General features: G+C 38.4%; 16 protein-coding genes. 14 read left to right on the forward strand and 2 right to left on the reverse strand.

Translation table 11 applies throughout. The features are described 5' to 3' along the window. Nucleotides 1-166: 166 nt before the first annotated feature. The 14 genes from WG904_RS15115 to xth all read left to right on the forward strand — a co-directional run bounded on the left by WG904_RS15115 (nucleotide 167) and on the right by xth (nucleotide 14,939). The gene (locus tag WG904_RS15115) at nucleotides 167-658 is read left to right on the forward strand and encodes a very short patch repair endonuclease (protein WP_339580172.1); all 492 of its coding nucleotides are present in this window, start codon (nucleotides 167-169) and stop codon (nucleotides 656-658) included. An 81-nt stretch (nucleotides 659-739) separates the two neighbouring features. Next, the gene (locus tag WG904_RS15120; protein WP_339580173.1) at nucleotides 740-1,141 is read left to right on the forward strand and encodes a hypothetical protein; all 402 of its coding nucleotides are present in this window, start codon (nucleotides 740-742) and stop codon (nucleotides 1,139-1,141) included. A gap of 160 nt (nucleotides 1,142-1,301) precedes the next feature. Beyond that, complete coding sequence (locus tag WG904_RS15125) at nucleotides 1,302-2,063, forward strand: IS3 family transposase (RefSeq protein WP_339580174.1); 762 nt, start codon at nucleotides 1,302-1,304, stop codon at nucleotides 2,061-2,063. A 179-nt stretch (nucleotides 2,064-2,242) separates the two neighbouring features. Further along, nucleotides 2,243-2,680 (forward strand): RrF2 family transcriptional regulator, encoded by a 438-nt coding sequence (locus WG904_RS15130; protein ID WP_339580175.1) that lies wholly within the window; start codon nucleotides 2,243-2,245, stop codon nucleotides 2,678-2,680. Nucleotides 2,681-2,870: 190 nt separating this feature from the next. Next, a complete protein-coding gene (locus tag WG904_RS15135; RefSeq protein WP_339580176.1) occupies nucleotides 2,871-4,955 on the forward strand; it encodes a HEPN domain-containing protein in 2,085 nt (694 codons plus the stop codon). A gap of 1 nt (nucleotide 4,956) precedes the next feature. After that, on the forward strand, nucleotides 4,957-5,733 hold the full coding sequence (gene cobA, locus WG904_RS15140) for a uroporphyrinogen-III C-methyltransferase (RefSeq protein WP_339580177.1): 777 nt from the start codon (nucleotides 4,957-4,959) through the stop codon (nucleotides 5,731-5,733). After that, nucleotides 5,717-7,225: a TSUP family transporter gene (locus WG904_RS15145; RefSeq protein WP_339580178.1), complete on the forward strand. Its 1,509-nt coding sequence runs from the start codon at nucleotides 5,717-5,719 to the stop codon at nucleotides 7,223-7,225. The genes cobA (WG904_RS15140) and WG904_RS15145 overlap by 17 nt, the downstream gene beginning before the upstream one ends. 1 nt (nucleotide 7,226) lies before the next feature. Further along, nucleotides 7,227-7,925 carry a phosphoadenylyl-sulfate reductase gene (locus WG904_RS15150; protein ID WP_339580179.1) on the forward strand — a complete coding sequence of 233 codons (699 nt, stop codon included), beginning with the start codon at nucleotides 7,227-7,229 and terminating at the stop codon, nucleotides 7,923-7,925. 133 nt (nucleotides 7,926-8,058) lie between these two features. After that, a complete protein-coding gene (gene cysD / locus WG904_RS15155) occupies nucleotides 8,059-8,949 on the forward strand; it encodes a sulfate adenylyltransferase subunit CysD (RefSeq protein WP_339580180.1) in 891 nt (296 codons plus the stop codon). Between the two features lie 36 nt (nucleotides 8,950-8,985). Beyond that, nucleotides 8,986-10,230, forward strand: coding sequence for a sulfate adenylyltransferase subunit 1 (locus tag WG904_RS15160; protein WP_339580181.1), 1,245 nt, complete (start codon nucleotides 8,986-8,988; stop codon nucleotides 10,228-10,230). Between the two features lie 97 nt (nucleotides 10,231-10,327). Further along, nucleotides 10,328-11,122, forward strand: coding sequence for a uroporphyrinogen-III C-methyltransferase (cobA, locus tag WG904_RS15165; RefSeq protein ID WP_339580182.1), 795 nt, complete (start codon nucleotides 10,328-10,330; stop codon nucleotides 11,120-11,122). Nucleotides 11,123-11,318: 196 nt separating this feature from the next. Then, entirely contained in the window at nucleotides 11,319-12,725 is a 1,407-nt protein-coding gene (locus WG904_RS15170) for a glycogen synthase (protein ID WP_339580183.1), read from the forward strand. 11 nt (nucleotides 12,726-12,736) lie between these two features. Beyond that, nucleotides 12,737-14,008, forward strand: coding sequence for a glucose-1-phosphate adenylyltransferase (locus WG904_RS15175; RefSeq protein WP_339580184.1), 1,272 nt, complete (start codon nucleotides 12,737-12,739; stop codon nucleotides 14,006-14,008). 154 nt (nucleotides 14,009-14,162) lie between these two features. Further along, nucleotides 14,163-14,939 (forward strand): exodeoxyribonuclease III, encoded by a 777-nt coding sequence (gene xth / locus WG904_RS15180; protein ID WP_339580185.1) that lies wholly within the window; start codon nucleotides 14,163-14,165, stop codon nucleotides 14,937-14,939. A 4-nt stretch (nucleotides 14,940-14,943) separates the two neighbouring features. Here xth and WG904_RS15185 read toward each other — a convergent pair whose 3' ends face one another. Continuing rightward, nucleotides 14,944-16,245 carry a sensor histidine kinase gene (locus WG904_RS15185; protein ID WP_339580186.1) on the reverse strand — a complete coding sequence of 434 codons (1,302 nt, stop codon included), beginning with the start codon at nucleotides 16,243-16,245 and terminating at the stop codon, nucleotides 14,944-14,946. Nucleotides 16,246-16,327: 82 nt separating this feature from the next. Beyond that, nucleotides 16,328-17,698: a sigma-54-dependent transcriptional regulator gene (locus tag WG904_RS15190; protein WP_339580187.1), complete on the reverse strand. Its 1,371-nt coding sequence runs from the start codon at nucleotides 17,696-17,698 to the stop codon at nucleotides 16,328-16,330. Nucleotides 17,699-17,807: the final 109 nt, after the last annotated feature.

Here is a 17,807-nt window from a genome sequence, read left to right on the forward strand (position 1 = left end):
CTCTACCGAGCGAGAAATCCTTAGTTAAACCATTTATGGTTTAAAGGTGCGAAGCAGTTCGTATTTTCAATTCCCATTTTTTAATCTATCGAGCTATAGAATGTTTGTTGGGGCTAAATTTTAACTTCTATTTAAACAATTTATCTTTTTTAGTAGTTTTAAGGTTATGGTTATCAAATCATACTCTAAAGAAAAAGATACTATTAAAGTCCCTCGTTTCGAGGAGCATGTGGGTTTTGTTACTACAAAACTGCGAAGTAAGATAATGTCAAAAATTAGGGGGACGAATAGTGTGCCCGAAATGTTATTACGCAGAGCACTGTGGGCAAAAAATATTCGTTTTCGTATTCATCGCAAAGATTTGCCAGGCAAACCGGATATTCTAATAGAAAAGTACAAGCTAGCCATTTTTGTTGATGGCGATTTTTGGCATGGATATCAGTGGGAGAAGAGAAAGCCTAAAACAAATGAAAGCTTTTGGATACCGAAAATTGAGCGAAATATGGAGCGCGATCGGTATGTAAATGAGACTTTAATTGAAATGGGATATACGGTGATGCGGTTTTGGGAGCATGATGTGGAGAAGAGGTTGAAGGTTTGTGTGAATCAGGTGGAGTTATATTTGGAGGCAGTTAGAAATGTCAATATTCTACGTTAAAATTAAAAGAAATTTCTATTGTGAAATCACTTTTAAGATATGTCTTGTCCTGAAATAGCTTGTCATTAATGCAAGCCAAAAATGAAAGCAAAAAAGGAAAAGACTATTAAACCTACCATAGCTTCCCGAAAGCCCTGGGGAAGATTGGACGAGGAAACCAAGAACAAGATTATTAGTGAGGTCAATAACGGCCTGCTGAGCGAACGGGCTGCAGGGCGGAAGTACGGCCTGCCAAAAAGTACCATAGGCATGTGGCGTGACAAGCATAATTTAGCTAACTTGCTTAGTCCGCAGTTTCCAGACGGGCATTTAGCCATGGATGAATCCAAAGAATTGAAGCTACTTAAGAAAAAGATTGACGAACTTACCAAGGCGCTTTCAGATGCCCAGTTGAAGAATGTTGCACTGGAAACAATGATAGAGGTCGCGGAAAGCGAGCTGAAGATCAAGATCAGAAAAAAGCGTGGTACCAAACAGTCTTAAGAATGAGGCAAAAACTACCAGGGAAGTCCCTGATGGAGCTTTGCGCACTGTTTGGTGTAAGTCGCCAAGCCTATTATCTGGCACACCAACATTCTGCCAGAACTGATATTTCCAATATGGTCATATTAGCTCTGGTTGCTGAATTTCGTTCTTCTATTCCATGCTGGGGACCCGAAAGCTATTGCATATGCTTGCCCCGGAAATGAAGAAGCACGATATTAAAATGGGTCGGGACCAACTCTATGACCTTTTAAGGTTCCATGGACTGCTGATGCGCAGAAGGAGACGGCATGTGCAGACAACCAATTCTCACCACTGGCTCAGAAAATATCCCAATCTCACAAAACATATGGTATTGTCAGCCGCTGAACAATTATGGGTCAGTGATATTACCTACATACGCACGTTGGAAGGCTTCAGCTATCTGAGTCTGATAACGGATGCCTATTCCCGAAAGATTGTAGGTTACGCCCTTCATCACAGCCTGGAAGCGGTTGGCTGTATAGCTGCATTGCAGATGGCAATCAACAGTAGAAAAAGAGCTTCACCTTTTATCCTTGTCCATCATTCAGACCGTGGAATACAATATTGTTCCCAGGCTTATACCGCTATGCTAAACGAAGATCGGATCGCCATTAGCATGACCCAGACTGGCAGTCCATATGAAAATGCGCTTGCTGAGCGTATCAACGGCATTATAAAGAACGAATTCTATCCAAGAAGGATTTACCAGAACCATAAGGAGGCAAAAAAATGTATGGCTACAATAATTCGGAACTACAATGAAAAAAGGCCTCATGCCAGCGTGGATTACTTTACGCCACATCAGGCACATGGTATGTCGGGAGAGATAAGTAAGAGATGGAAACATTATCCATGCAAGAAATCGAAGGTCATGGAAGATCCGTTAGTGGTAACCTAATCAGAAGACAAATAAAAAAACAGAAACTTCTTGAGTTCATGAAAATCAAGTTGTACACTTGTAAAGTAAAAGCAGGATTAGTGCAAAAATGATGTAAACTAATTCTAGTATTAACACTCAAAAACGACAAGTAATTCTAGGACGAGACAAATCCCCCAAATTTTATTAACTTTGTTTTAATGCTATCCAAGAAAACAAAATACGCCATCAAGGCCCTCGTAATGCTCGGTAAAAACATGGATCAACCGCCCATGCAAATCGCTCGCATCGCCGACGATGAACGTATCCCTAAGAAATTTTTAGAACAAATTCTACTCGATCTGCGTAATGCAGGGTATCTCTATAGCAAAAAAGGAGCAGGAGGCGGCTATAGTCTAAACAAAGATCCAAAAGATATTTACTTGGTAGATATTTTACGCATTACCGACGGACCAATTGCTATGGTGCCTTGCGCCAGCCTTAAATTTTACCATAAATGTGATGAATGCCACGATGAAGTAACCTGTGGCATCCGCAAAGCCTTTATCGAAGTACGCGACGCCTCCCTAAAAGTACTCGGCGAAACCAGCATCGCCAACATTATCGAAAAAGAAAAAACCGCCATTCCATCAATCTAAACCACCTTTAGAATAAATGTTAATTATTCTTTTAAAAAAAGACTACTATTTCTATGTACTTTATATATATTTGTCAAATCATTATTCGGTTTACCGAATAAATTAAATACCAAAAGCAAATAATATTTGGAAATGGATGGAGGAAATAAGCAAGATAACCCTAAATCCGTAATCCTATTAATCTTAGTATATGGAGAGTTTTAGAACAGAATTAGAAAACCCAATCGTACAAAAAGACATTATCGATCTCGAAAAAAAGATCAACGATTTTCGTTCTGGGAAAATTCACGATGAACGCTTTAGAAGTTTGCGCCTAGCGAGAGGCATTTATGGCCAACGTCAACCTGGCGTACAAATGATCCGCATTAAATTACCTTTTGGTAAAGTAACTTTTAAGCAATTATTAAAAATAGCAGATATTGCAGATGAGTACGCTAGCGGCAATTTGCACCTCACCACACGCCAAGATATTCAAATTCATTATGTAAGCCTAGATCGTACACCTGAACTTTGGGCCAAGCTTGAACAAGACGACATTACCCTCCGCGAAGCCTGTGGCAATACAGTACGCAACGTAACTTCATCACCAAACGCTGGAATAGACCCTGAAGAGCCCTTCGATGTTTCGCCTTATGCACAAGCTGTTTTTGCTTATTTCCTCCGTAACCCAATTTGCCAAGAAATGGGACGTAAGATTAAGATTTCATTTTCCTCTAACGATAAAGATACCGCTTACAGTTATATTCACGATTTAGGATTTATTCCTAAGTTAAATGAGCAGGGTGAAAGAGGCTTTAAAGTGTTATTTGCTGGCGGCTTAGGTGCGCAACCTTTCTTGGCAAACGCAATTCATGAATTCTTACCCGAAGACCAGCTTATTCCTTTTACAGAATCGGTGCTACGCGTGTTCGACCGCTATGGCGAACGTACTAATCGTAATAAAGCACGTTTAAAATATTTAGTTCAAAAATTAGGTTTAGCAGAAGTGTTACGCCTGGTTGACGAAGAAAGAGTTGCTAATAAAGTAAAATCCTTTTCGATAGATTTAACTACGGTTAAACTACCTTATTTTCCTTTTACGCAAGATTATCCACCGGTTAATATTGTAAATCCAAACCATTATCAACATTGGTTAGCTACTAATGTTGTCGCTCAAAAACAACCTGGGTTTTATGCAGTATATGTGAAAGTAAAAGTTGGTGATATAAAGACCGATAAAGCACGAGCCTTTGTAAATGCGGTAAGGCCTTATGTGGCAGACGAAATTAGGATCACTCAAAATCAAGGTTTATTACTGAAATACGTCTCAAAAAATGCCTTAAAGTCGCTTTATCAAGCACTGCTCGATATCGATTTAGCGCATGCAGGTTTTGATAGCCTTGCCGATATTACCACTTGCCCAGGTACGGATACCTGTAATTTGGGTATTTCGAATAGCATGACCTTGGCGGAAGTGCTAGAAGAAGTAATTTATGAAGACTTTCCAGAATTAATCTACGAGAAAAATATTAAGATTAAAATTAGCGGCTGCATGAATTCTTGTGGACAACATGGCTTAGCCGAAATCGGCTTCCACGGGAGTTCAGTTAAAGCCAACGGAAAAGTGGTACCAGCCGTTCAAGTGATGCTTGGGGGAGGTACCGTAGGTAATGGAGTGGGAAGAGTAGCGGAAAGAATAATTAAAGTCCCGTCTAAAAGAGCACCACAACTACTGCATCTTATTTTAAACGATTTTAAATCAAATGGCAAAGAAGAAGAAAATTTCCATCAGTATTACGATCGTCAAACGAAAGATTATTTCTACCAACTTTTAAAGCCACTTGCAGATTTAACTACACTGCAAAACAACGAATTTGTAGACTGGGGACATGAAGAAACTTTCGAAACCGCAATTGGCGTGGGTGAATGTGCAGGCGTAGTAATCGATTTAGTTGCTACTTTATTGCTAGAAGCGGATGAAAAATTAGAATGGGCAATGGAAGCCTTTCAAAACGCAGCATACGCCGATTCAATTTACCACAGCTATAGTGCATTTATCAGCGCAGCGAAATCGTTGCTGCTCGATAAAGGCATCAACAGCAGTACCCAAGTTGGCGTAATAAGAGAATTCGATAATCACTTTGTAATAAGCGGAGAAATTAGTTTAACTGCATCGTTTAGTGATATTGTACTCCAAATTAATAAGAACGAACCCTCATCAGCCTTTGCTGCCAACTATTTAACTGCAGCGAAACAGTTTTTAAGACAGATTAAAGAAATACGTTTAGTAGCCTAAAATGAAGATCGATAAATTATACATAGAACCAAAAATAACACTCCTTGGTGCTGGTCCAGGCGATCCCGAATTGCTTACCCTAAAAGGAGTAAAGGCTTTGCAAAATGCGAATGTAGTGCTTTACGATGCTCTTACAGATGAAGAATTACTAAATTATGCACCTAAAAAAGCCATTAAAGTTTATGTAGGCAAGCGTTCTGGAGAGCATTCTTTTGGCCAAGATGCGATTAATAAACTTATGGTAGATTATGCCTTAAACTACGGTCACGTAGTCCGCTTAAAAGGTGGCGACCCGTTTGTGTTTGGAAGAGGATACGAAGAGTTGGATTTCGCTACCTCATACAACATTCCAGTTGCCGTAATTCCGGGTATTTCGAGTTCAATAGGGGTGCCTGGCTTACAACAAATTCCGGTAACGCATCGGGGAATGAGCGAAAGCTTTTGGGTAATTACAGGTACAACAACATCGGGTGAGGTATCTGAAGATATTTATCAGGCCGCAACCGCTAAAGCCACCGTAATTGTTTTAATGGGCCTAAAAAAACTCCCACAAATTGTTGAGATTTTCAATAAAGCAGGAAGAAATAATTTGCCCGTAGCGGTAGTACAAAATGGCTCTTCAGTTAAAGAAAAATTAGTGATAGGTAAAGTAGATACCATATTGGCTGAAGTACAAAAAGAAAAAATTGAAGCACCTGCCTTATTAATATTTGGTGATGTAGTCTCTTTACATCCATCATTTACCACTCTAATTAAGCCTTATGCAGACATGGCCTAGTTTCGATAACATTTCGCCTTTAACTGTCGAAGAAAAGGGTAATCAATTGTTTCCAGTTTTTATAAAGCTGAATCAGTTGCGAACTTTGGTTATTGGTGGCGGCCCGGTTGCCTTAGAAAAATTAACATCCATCCTAAAAAATAGCGAACAAACTGTAGTTACGGTAGTAGGAAGAGAAATTACACCGGCCATTTATCTGTTATTGGCGCAATACCCCCAACTTAAAATCCAACAGAAAAGCTACGATAAGGAAGATTTAAAACATGTAGATATTGTATTTGTGGCCACAAACAATAATCTTTTAAACGAAAAAATTAGAAATGAGGCGCACCAAAAGGGCTTACTCATTAACGTTGCCGATAAGCCCCAACTTTGCGATTTTTACCTTGGTGCCATTGTGCAAAAAGGAGACCTTAAGATTGCCATTTCTACCAACGGGAAGTCGCCCACAATAGCTAAGCGATTAAAAGAATTATTAAACGAAAGCTTGCCCAGTGAATTAGATACAACGTTGCAACAAATGAGTGTTTTAAGGCAAAATTTGAATGGCGATTTTGCATCGAAAGTAAAAAAGTTAAACAAGGTTACTGAACAATTAATTAATCCGAAAAAGGGTTTTTTAGAAGCCAATTTAAAGTGGTTAATATGGTTGGTAATTGTGTTCTTTATCGACGTTGTGGGTTTCACCCTATGGAATACAGAACCCGAGTTTCAGGCCTTTCTAATTAACATCGATCCTTTATTTTATTGGTTTTTAGGTGCAGGTTTTGTTTTTGCCATGATAGATGGCGCCATTGGAATGTCGTATGGGGTAACCACGGCCTCGTTTTCTTTAGCAATGGGCCTGCCTCCCGCATCGGCAAGCATGGCTATTCATATATCTGAAGTGTTAAGCAACGGTATTGCCGGATGGATGCACTTTAGAATGGGTAATATCAATTGGAAGTTGTTCAACGTTTTAATTCTGCCTGCAGTTACTGGAGCAATAATAGGAGCGTATTTATTATCATCATTAGAACATTACAGTCAATATACCAAACCCATTGTGGCTTTATATACGCTAGTTTTAGGGGGTGTTATTTTAATGAAAGCCTTTAATGTGAAACGCCAAAGAGGTAGAGAGAAGATAAAGAAAATTGGAATACTTGGTTTTTTTGGGGGCTTTATCGATGCTGCTTTTGGTGGAGGATGGGGGTCTATTGTATTATCTAGCCTAATCGCTGGCGGCAGACATCCATTGTTCTCGTTAGGAACGGTAAAAATTAGCCGGTTTTTTATCGCCACTTTAAGCTCGCTTACCTTTTTTACCATGCTAGGTGGTAGGTATTGGGAAGCTGTTGTAGGCTTAATTATTGGAAGCGCCTTAGCATCGCCAATTGCAGCTCGTGTGTCGAATAAAATTTCGGCAAAAACAATCATGATAGCTGTAGGCATTATTGTAATGATAGTGAGCTTACGTAGTGTAATTAGTTTTATTATAAAATTGATATAAGATGCGATTAATACAATTAAAATATGAACTCGAAGATTTAAATGTTGTAGAACAATTAAAGCATCTGGCTGATGAATTTAATGGGAAAATTGTATTCTCGACCAGCTTTGGATGGGAAGATCAAGTAATTACACACCTGATCTTTAGCAACAATATCCCGATAAAAGTATTTACGCTCGAAACTGGCCGACTATTTCCCGAAACCTATTACGTTTGGAATCGCACATTAGAAGTATATGGAAAGCCAATATACGCCTACTATCCGCGAACAGAAGCGGTACAAGCAATGGTGAATACTAAAGGGCCAAATAGCTTTTACGAATCAGTCGAGAATAGAAAAGAATGTTGCTTTATACGAAAAATTGAGCCTTTAAAACGCGCACTTAGCGGAAACGAGCTTTGGATTACTGGAATTAGGGCCCAGCAAAGTGCCAATCGTGATGATATGCAGAGTTTGGAGTGGGACGAAGGAAACAACCTCATCAAGTTTCACCCCATTTTTAGTTGGACTCTAGAAGAGGTAAAAAGTTACATAAAAATCAATAACATCGTATATAACACCCTGCACGATAAGGGCTTTCCAAGCATAGGCTGTGCACCCTGTACTAGAGCCGTAAAACAAGGCGACGATTTTAGAGCCGGCCGCTGGTGGTGGGAAGACCAGTCGAAAAAGGAATGTGGATTGCACGAAGTGAAATGAGTTGTGGGTTTGGATACATATGGAACCCTACAATGGCATCGTCATCTCGAGCGAGTGAGGAACGAACGACGAGAGAACTACCGAATAAATCAGGTGTGAAATCAACCTTGAAGTGAATTAATAATAAAGTAAAATGGATTATTTAGACGAACTCGAATCAGAATCGATTCACATATTAAGAGAAGTAGCAGGGCAATTCGAAAAACCTGCTTTATTGTTTTCCGGAGGAAAAGACTCAATTACATTAGTGCGCTTGGCCGAGAAAGCATTCAGGCCTGGAAAATTCCCTTTCCCCTTAGTACATATCGACACCGGACATAATTTCGAAGAAACAATTAAGTACCGCGACGAAATGGTTGAGCGAATTGGTGAAAAATTAATTATTGGCTCGGTTCAGCAATCGATAAATGAAGGAAAAGTAATCGAACAAACCGGTAAAAATGCGAGTAGAAATGCACTGCAAACGGTCACGCTTTTAGATACCATTTTAACACATGGTTTTGACGCTTGTATTGGTGGGGCTCGTAGGGACGAGGAAAAGGCGCGGGCTAAAGAACGTATTTTCTCTGTAAGAGACGAGTTTGGCCAATGGGATCCAAAGCGACAACGACCAGAACTATGGAATATCTATAACGGAAAAATCCATAAAGGCGAGAACGTTCGCGTTTTCCCAATTAGCAATTGGACAGAACTCGACGTTTGGAATTACATCAGAAGAGAAAAAATTGCTCTACCAAGTATTTATTTTGCACATCAACGCGATTGTATAACCCGCAACGGACAGTTAATGGCTGCCTCACCCTTTTTAAATATGGACGATGAAGATATCATCACTAACAGAAAAGTGCGTTTCAGAACAGTTGGCGACATGTCGTGTACAGCTGCTGTAGAATCGGAAGCCGACCAGATCGATGATATTATAGACGAAATAAGCGCCTCAAAAATTTCAGAACGTGGTGCGCGCATGGACGATAAAGTGTCGGAAGCCGCAATGGAGGATCGAAAAAAAGGAGGATATTTTTAAACAACCAACTAACCAACAATCCAAAAAACTAACAAAATGAACATTCTAAAATTTTTTACCGCAGGTTCAGTAGACGATGGAAAAAGCACCTTAATAGGGCGCCTGCTATACGATACAAACTCAATTTTAGCCGATCAGCTCGAAGCTTTGCAGCATGCTAATCGTAAAAACGACGACGGAACACTAGATTTGGCCATTTTAACCGATGGGTTAAGAGCCGAAAGAGAACAGGGTATAACCATTGATGTGGCCTATAAATACTTTCAAACTGAAAAACGAAAATTTATTATAGCCGATACCCCAGGCCACATTCAATATACCCGAAACATGGTAACCGGGGCTTCTACCGCCAACTTAGCCATTATTTTAATCGATGCTAGAAACGGATTAATTGAACAGACTATTCGCCATTCGTACCTAGTATCACTGCTTGGACTTAAACATATCGTGGTTTGCATCAACAAGATGGATATGGTTAGCTATAGTGAAACTGTATTTGATGCCATCGTTGAAAAATATAAAGCCCTAGCAAAAAATTTAGGCTTAAAAAATGTAACCTACATCCCAGTGAGTGCCTTAAAAGGAGATAATATTGTGCTGCAGTCACGTTCAATGCAATGGTATCATGGCGAGCGCTTATTGCATTTTTTAGAATCGGTAGAAGTAGACGCACAAGATAAAAATGTGCCCGCTAGAATGCCCGTGCAATGGATTATCAGACCTCAAACCGACGAATTACACGATTATAGAGGCTATGCTGGGCGAGTGTTATGTGGAACATTTAACCTGAACGATCAAGTTACCGTATTGCCTTCAAATGTAAGCTCTACCATTAGTAGAATTGAGTTTTTTGAGAATGATTTAAAACAAGCTTGTGCTGGTCAGTCGGTAATTATTCACCTTAAAGATAATATCGACATTAGCAGAGGCGATACATTAGTAAATACCTCTTCTTTGCCAAAAGAATCTAAACTAATCGAAGCCGATTTATGCTGGATGGATATGCGAGCCTTAGATACTTCTATCACCTATCTCATTCAACATAATAGCAAAGTGACCAAGTGCAAAATCGAAGAAATAATTTACAAAGTAGACATCAGCACACTAGAAAAGGCAGCTTCGGATGAATTTAAATTAAACGATATTGGTAGGGTAATGGTAAAAACAGCAGAAACACTGGCATTTGATCTGTATAGCGATAATAAAGCAAATGGATCTGCAATTTTAATCGATAGTAGAACTAATTTAACCGTAGGTGCATTGATGTTTAGAGCTAGTTAAATCTTGTAAGCATAATGTTTGATAAATTGAAAATAAATACTACTAATTCCATAGAAATTATATATATTTGTGCTGTTGTACCAATTTTTGATGAGCCATGATTGTAAATAAAATCAAAACTAACCTAGTAGAGCCTAAAATCACGCTAGTAGGAGCAGGTCCAGGCGATCCAGATTTACTAACCTTAAAAGGAGTAAAGGCCTTGCAAACTGCAAATGTAGTTTTATACGATGCCCTTGTAAACGAAGCCTTATTAAATCATGCCCCACAAAATTCAATAAAGGTATATGTAGGCAAGCAATCTGGCGATGAATCGTTTTCGCAAGAATTGGTGAACAGGTTAATGATCGATTATGCGTTAAACTACGGTCATGTAGTTCGACTTAAAAGTGGCGATCCTTTTGTGTTTGCTCGTGGTTACGAAGAAATAGATATTGCAGAATCTTACAGTATTCCTACAGAAATTATCCCAGGTATTTCTAGTGCATTAGGCGTACCTGGCTTACAAAAAATACCGATGGTATATCGTTCGCTAAGCGAAAGCTTTTGGGTAGTAACGGGTACCAATGCCCAAGGAGAAATTTCGCCAGACTTGCCTGTTGCTGCAAAATCTAACGCTACCATAGTGGTGTTAATGGGGATAGAAAAAATTAAAGAAATAGCTTCCATCTTTAGAAGTGAAGGCAAAGATCATTTACCCGTAGCAGTCATTGAAAATGGTTCAGCCAGTACCGAAAATGTAGTGGTGGGAATTGTAGCTACCATTGAGGAGTTAATCGAAGAAAAAAAAATAAAATCGCCAGCTTTGTTAGTCTTTGGTAATGTAGTATCTCTACACCCGCAATTTAATGCAATTAAAGATTTTTATGCGATAATGGCGCAGGAAGAATAATAGGTTCACTTTTTTGTTTTGTTCGTAAAAGGCTGGGTTTTGTAACCTGGCTTTTTCGTTATAAAATGATGCGTCGTTGCTTCGTACTTCACAATGATGTTGCGCCTAAAAAAATTACTAAAATTATTTTTCAGTAATAATTTGCAATCCTCAATCTATTGCCTAATTTGACTAAAGTTTTTATTGGCTCTTATTTATGGAAATAATACACTTCAGTGCAGAATGCTATCCAGTTGCAAAAGTAGGCGGTTTAGGCGATGTAGTTGGGGCATTACCGAAGTATCAAAACAAGCTTGGCCATGTAGCCAAAGTGGTTATGCCCGCATATAACAACAAATTTTTGTACGAAAACGAATTCGAAGTGGTATACGATGGTTGGGTTCGACTTGGCTATGATAATTTACAAGTGCGCATTTTTAGAGAAAAAACAAACAAACTAGGGTTCGACCTATTCTTGGTGCACATTTCGGGTTTACTCGATCGCGAAAAGGTATATGGATATGACGATGATACCGAGCGTTTTTTAGCCTTTCAAATCGCTTCATTAGATTGGATTGCCCAATGGGAGCATAAACCAAATGTTATTCATTGCCACGACCATCATACAGGTTTAATTCCATTCATGATTGGTAATTGCTTTCAATACCGTCATCTTAATCATATCCCTACGGTTTTAACCATCCATAATGCACAATACCAAGGGGTTTTTGGATGGGATAAACTCTATTATTTACCCGCCTATGATTTAAGGAATTCGAACAAATTAGACTGGAATAATGCCATTAACCCTCTTGCATCGGCCATAAAATGTGCCTGGCGAGTAACTACCGTTTCGCCGAGTTATTTAGACGAAATTTCTTATCAAGCTAACGGCTTGGAAAGTTTATTGGCTCAAGAACGTGGTAAATCTGCCGGAATTTTAAATGGAATAGATAATGAGGTCTGGAATCCTCATAAAGATCCCATGCTTACAAAAGGCTTTACAAATAAAACTGTAGAAAGTGGAAAAAAGGCAAACAAAGAAGCCCTGTGCGATGTTTTTAAGCTAGATAAGACCAAACCATTGTACACATTTATAGGTCGCCTTGTAGGCGAAAAAGGCGCAGATTTATTACCCGATATTTTTTATAATGCTTTGCAGCAAAGTGAAGGAGCCCTAAATATTTTAGTTTTGGGCTCAGGAGATTCACATGTAGAGCATCGATTGAATGAATTGAAAGGCCAGTTTGAAGGCAATTATAATGCTTATATTGGGTATAACGAAGCTTTGTCGCATCAAATTTATGCGGGAGCCGATTTTCTGTTAATGCCTTCCAGAGTAGAACCTTGTGGCTTAAATCAGATGTATGCGCTGCGATATGGTACCATTCCGATTGTAAGGCGTATCGGTGGATTAAAAGATACGGTAATTGATATTGGTGATGGGGGCTTTGGAATTTGCCACGATCAAACCAATATGTGGGATGTTGGACATGCTATTGGCAGGGCATATGAGCTTTATTTAGACCGAAAAAAACTCAAGGAAATTCGTAAATTTATCATGAGTTTAGACCACTCTTGGGACAGAGCGGCACAACAATATATAGATTTATACCAAATATAAACAAACAAAGTATGACTGACAAAGTATTGGGCGTAATCCTTGGCGGTGGTCAAGGATCTAGATTATCTCCGCTAACACAAACTCGTTCTAAGCCTGCGGTGCCAATAGGAGGTAAATACCGCTTAGTAGATATTCCCATTTCAAACTGTATTAATTCCGGCATTCACCGGATGTTTGTGCTTACGCAATTTAATTCAGCTTCGCTAAACAAGCATATTAAAAACACCTATCACTTTAGTCATTTCTCTAAAGCATTTGTAGATATTCTAGCTGCCGAGCAAACACCAGAGAATCCAACGTGGTTTCAAGGTACGGCCGATGCTGTACGTCAATGTATGCATCATATCACCAATCACGAATTCGATTATATCCTCATTCTATCAGGCGATCAGTTATACCAAATGGATTTTAGGGCCATGTTAAAGGCTCATATTGATAGCAATGCAGATATTTCGATTGCCACAATCCCCGTTAATGCTAAAGATGCAACCGATTTTGGAATTTTAAAAACAGACGATGAAAGCTTTGTTTCGTCCTTTATTGAAAAACCAAAATCAGAATTATTACCGGATTGGACATCAGAAACTAGCGATGAAATGAAAAGCCAGGGAAGAAATTATTTAGCTTCGATGGGTATTTACATATTTAATCGTGAGTTATTGATTAAACTTTTAAAAGAAAATCCAGAGGAGAAAGATTTTGGAAAGGAAATTCTTCCCCGTTCTTTAACATCTAATAACGTGTTGAGCTATCAATATGAAGGATATTGGACAGATATTGGGAATATATCTTCATTCTTTGAAGCCAATTTGGGATTAACAGACGAATTGCCACAATTTAACATGTTCGATAATGCGCATACCATTTTCACACGCGCAAGGATGCTTCCTCCATCAAAAATATCGGGCACAACACTCGAAAGAACCATTATAGCCGAAGGCTGTATTGTGCAAGCTAGTAGGGTAGAACGATCAGTGCTCGGTATTAGATGCAGAATCGGTAAAGGAACAACCATTGTTAACTCCTATGTAATGGGTAGCGATCATTATCAAACCTTAACCGAAATACAAGAAGACACAAATTCGGGAAAACCTTTATTAGGTATTGGCGATCGGTGTTATATTAATAATGCCATTGTCGATAAAAATTGCAGCATTGGTAACGATGTACGCATCAACGGAGGCTCGCACTTACAAGAAGGCGATTACGGTTTGTATGTAGTAAAAGATGGAATTGTAGTGGTTAAAAAAGGAGCTAAAATTCCCAATGGAATGGTAATTTAGGACCTTGCAGCTTTGCATCATGCTAGTCTGGCAACCCAAGATTCATTCAGAGCCTTGATTTATTCATTAGCATTTACATTTTTATCGGTATTCATGCTTTCCGCTTTGCTTCAAGATTTGTTAATTTTGTATCAAGACAAAAGTAAATGATCGTATGAAAATTGCAACTTATAACGTTAATGGGGTAAATGGCAGATTGCCTGTACTATTACGATGGCTCGAAGAAACGGCTCCAGATATTGTATGCTTGCAAGAATTGAAAGCACCACAAGATAAATTTCCTTTAACGGCTATAACTGCTGCCGGTTATAATGCAATATGGCATGGCCAAAAGAGCTGGAATGGGGTTGCTATTCTGGCTCGTGGAATGGAAATTAAGGAATTAAGACGTGGCTTGCCTGGTGATGATGAAGAAAGTCATAGTCGTTATATTGAAGCTATGATTAATGGTATTGTGGTGGGCTGTTTGTATTTACCAAATGGAAATCCTGCTCCGGGACCTAAATTCGATTATAAATTAGATTGGTTTGAACGATTTACACTTCATGCAAAGCAATTATTGACGTACGATTTACCTATTGTATTGGTTGGCGATTATAACGTAATGCCTACAGAACTCGATGTATATAAACCCGAACGTTGGGTAGATGATGCGTTATTTAGACCAGAAACGAGAGCTGCTTTTAGAAAAATTATCGATCAAGGGTGGACAGATGCCATTAGAACCTTATATCCTGATGAAATAATCTATACTTTTTATGATTATTTTAGAAATGCTTACGGTCGTAATGCAGGTTTACGGATTGATCATTTTTTGTTAAATCCATTGCTAGCAAAGCGATTAATTAAGGGTGCAGTAGATCGCCAGGTAAGAGGATGGGAAAAAACGAGCGATCATTGCCCCGTTTGGATTGAATTGGAAGATGAGTGATTCCTTAAGAATAGTTAAATACCAACGAAAAAGTAGTCTGTTTCTTAGGAGACGAACCTACTTCTAAATTGCCTTGGTGCATTTTCATAATGTTTCGGGTAATGGTTAACCCAATGCCCGAACCATTTTTACGTGTGGTGTAAAACGGAACGAAAATCTTTTCCAAATCTTCTTTCTCGATGCCTTTACCATTATCAATTACATCAATATATACTTTATTGTGCACCAAACGATAGGTAATTTGAATAACTGGTTTTTCGGTATCTTCAAGTGCGTAAATGCTATTGGTAATTAGATTAATCATAGCCTGCTCTATGAGCTTAAAATCTAACTGCAAAGAGATTTTGGAAGCGGTTTGCAGTACTTGAAACTGGATATGTTTGGCAGATACCATAGGTTGCATCAACACCTTAATATGCTGCAAAACCTCTCCCACACTGAATTGTTCGGTATTGGGTGTAGGTAATTCTGCAATTAATCGGTAATCTTTAACAAAATCTAATAAGCCTTCTGATCGTCTTTTTATCGTTTGTAAGGCGGGCTTTAAATCTTCCAAATCTTCTTTGCTCAAGCTTGTTTTTTCGCCTATCATTTCATTTACCGTATCAGATAGTGAGCTAATTGGGGTAATGGAATTTAAAATTTCGTGAGAAATTACGCCGATTAACCGATTCCATGCTTCGGTTTCTTTTTGCTCAATTTCGTCTTTAATGTTTTGGAATGAAATGATAAGATGATCCGCACCATACAGATTAATAGGTATAACCTCTATCGAAAATTGTATAAATTTTTCTTGTAACTTCACCTCCAAGAATCGTTTCCCTCCATTACTTATTTTACTAATTTCACCAGTAAAAATGGGTAAGTGTTCTTCGAAACGATGCCAGTAACGATAGGCAGGTACATTTAATAAATTTGTAGCAGCTTGATTAAAAAATGAAATCTCCGAGCGTTTATAACTTTCTAAATCCTTTTTAACCACTATTACACCTACCGGAACTTGTTCTAAAATTGTTTTTATAAGTTGAAAAATAGCATCCTGTTCCAGTTGAATATCTTTATGAATCTGGATAATTTCATTGAATGATTCATATAACTCTGGAAAACTTCCTTTTGTAGCCTTATTTTTAAAATTTAGGGTATGATCGCGGGTTTTAACAGCCAAAATAAAACGTTTTATGTCTTCCCGAATCTCGTTAATGTAATAATAAAGGGAAATAACACTAATCACTAATAGGATACTCACTCCGGTGATGGTAAACCATAATTCCGTATTTCTGATTAAATAATACAACAATATAGCCATCGAATTGATGAACAATAGCCTACTGATTAGCCGAAATGTAAATCGTTGATAAAACATTTATGTGAAGCTAAAAGATTAATGCTTAAAGTCCAAACTTCTCAATTCTCCGGTACAATGCAGCCCTGGTTAAGCCCAATTCTGTAGCCGCCCTAGATATATTACCCTTATGCTTCTCAATAGCTTTATTTACCATCATTTTCTCCATTTCGTCTAAAGGCATATCTGTTTTGAGCGCTGTATGATTTCCAAATTTATGAGGTGTAAGCTGCAAATCTTCTAAACTTATTGCCAAACCATCACTCATAATTACGGCTCGTTCAATTACGTGTTGAAGTTCTCTGATATTGCCTGGCCACGTATAACTCGACAATGCTTGCTGCGCAGGGGCGCTTATAGTTTTAATTAACTTATGATATTTGGCAGCAAATGTGGTTAAGAAATGAAGTGCTAAAAGTAAAATATCATCTCCCCGCTCTCGAAGAGGAGGCAAAATAAGTTCTACGGTATTAATTCTAAATAGTAAATCTTGTCGAAATGTTCCGTTGGCTACCATTTCATTTAAGGGCATATTGGTAGCGCTTATTAAGCGCACATCTATTTTTCTGGCTTTGCTTTCACCTAAACGCGTTACCGTTTGGTTCTGCAAAACACTCAGCAGCTTTGCTTGTAAAGGGAGCGAGAGATTTCCAATCTCATCTAAAAAAATGGTTCCGCCATCGGCCATTTCAAAGCGACCGGGTTTATCTTCCCTTGCATCGGTAAAAGCCCCTTTTGCATAGCCAAAAAGTTCGCTTTCGAAGAGATTTTCATTTAAGGAGCCTAAATCTACATGCATAAAAAATTGCTTCCGTCTTAACGAGTTTTTATGCAATTCGTACGCAAAGACTTGTTTTCCAGTGCCATTTTCTCCTAAAATTAATACATTGGCATCGGTTGGAGCCACTTTAACCATCGTTTTCTGTAAATATTGAACATTTTCATTGTTTCCAATGATATTTTCAAACTTACGCTCCATGTCGTTTTGTATAGAAGAATGGATTTTTTCCAATTTTTTAACCTTCTTGTTCGATTGCCGGAGTTTTGCTGCAGCCGAAAGCGTGGCATATAATTTCTCATTTTCCCAAGGCTTAAGAATAAAGTCGGTGGCACCTTTTTTTATGGCTTGAACGGCCAATTCTACATTTCCAAAGGCAGTCATCAAAATCACCACATAATCTTTATCGATAGAAAGGATGTGCTCGAGCCAATATAAACCCTCTCTACCATCACTTGCACCTTTTTGATAGTTCATGTCGAGCAAAATGATATCAACCTCGTTTTTACTGAGTAACACATTTATTTCCCTAGGCGACTTGCAGGTAAGCACTTGGAGAAAATGTTGCTTTAAGAATAAACGAGCGCTTAATAAAATATCGTCATCGTCGTCTATTACAAGAATGTTTGCATCGGTCATGGCTCAAAAATAACCCAAACTGTCCGTTCACGCACAGCAACTGTTCGATAGTGAACATATTTTTTTTGATTATATTTTTAATTAATTGATTTACAGATTATTAAAATTT

It is taken from the genome of Pedobacter anseongensis, assembly GCF_037482965.1.
Classification (GTDB): Bacteria; Bacteroidota; Bacteroidia; order Sphingobacteriales; family Sphingobacteriaceae; genus Pedobacter; species Pedobacter anseongensis.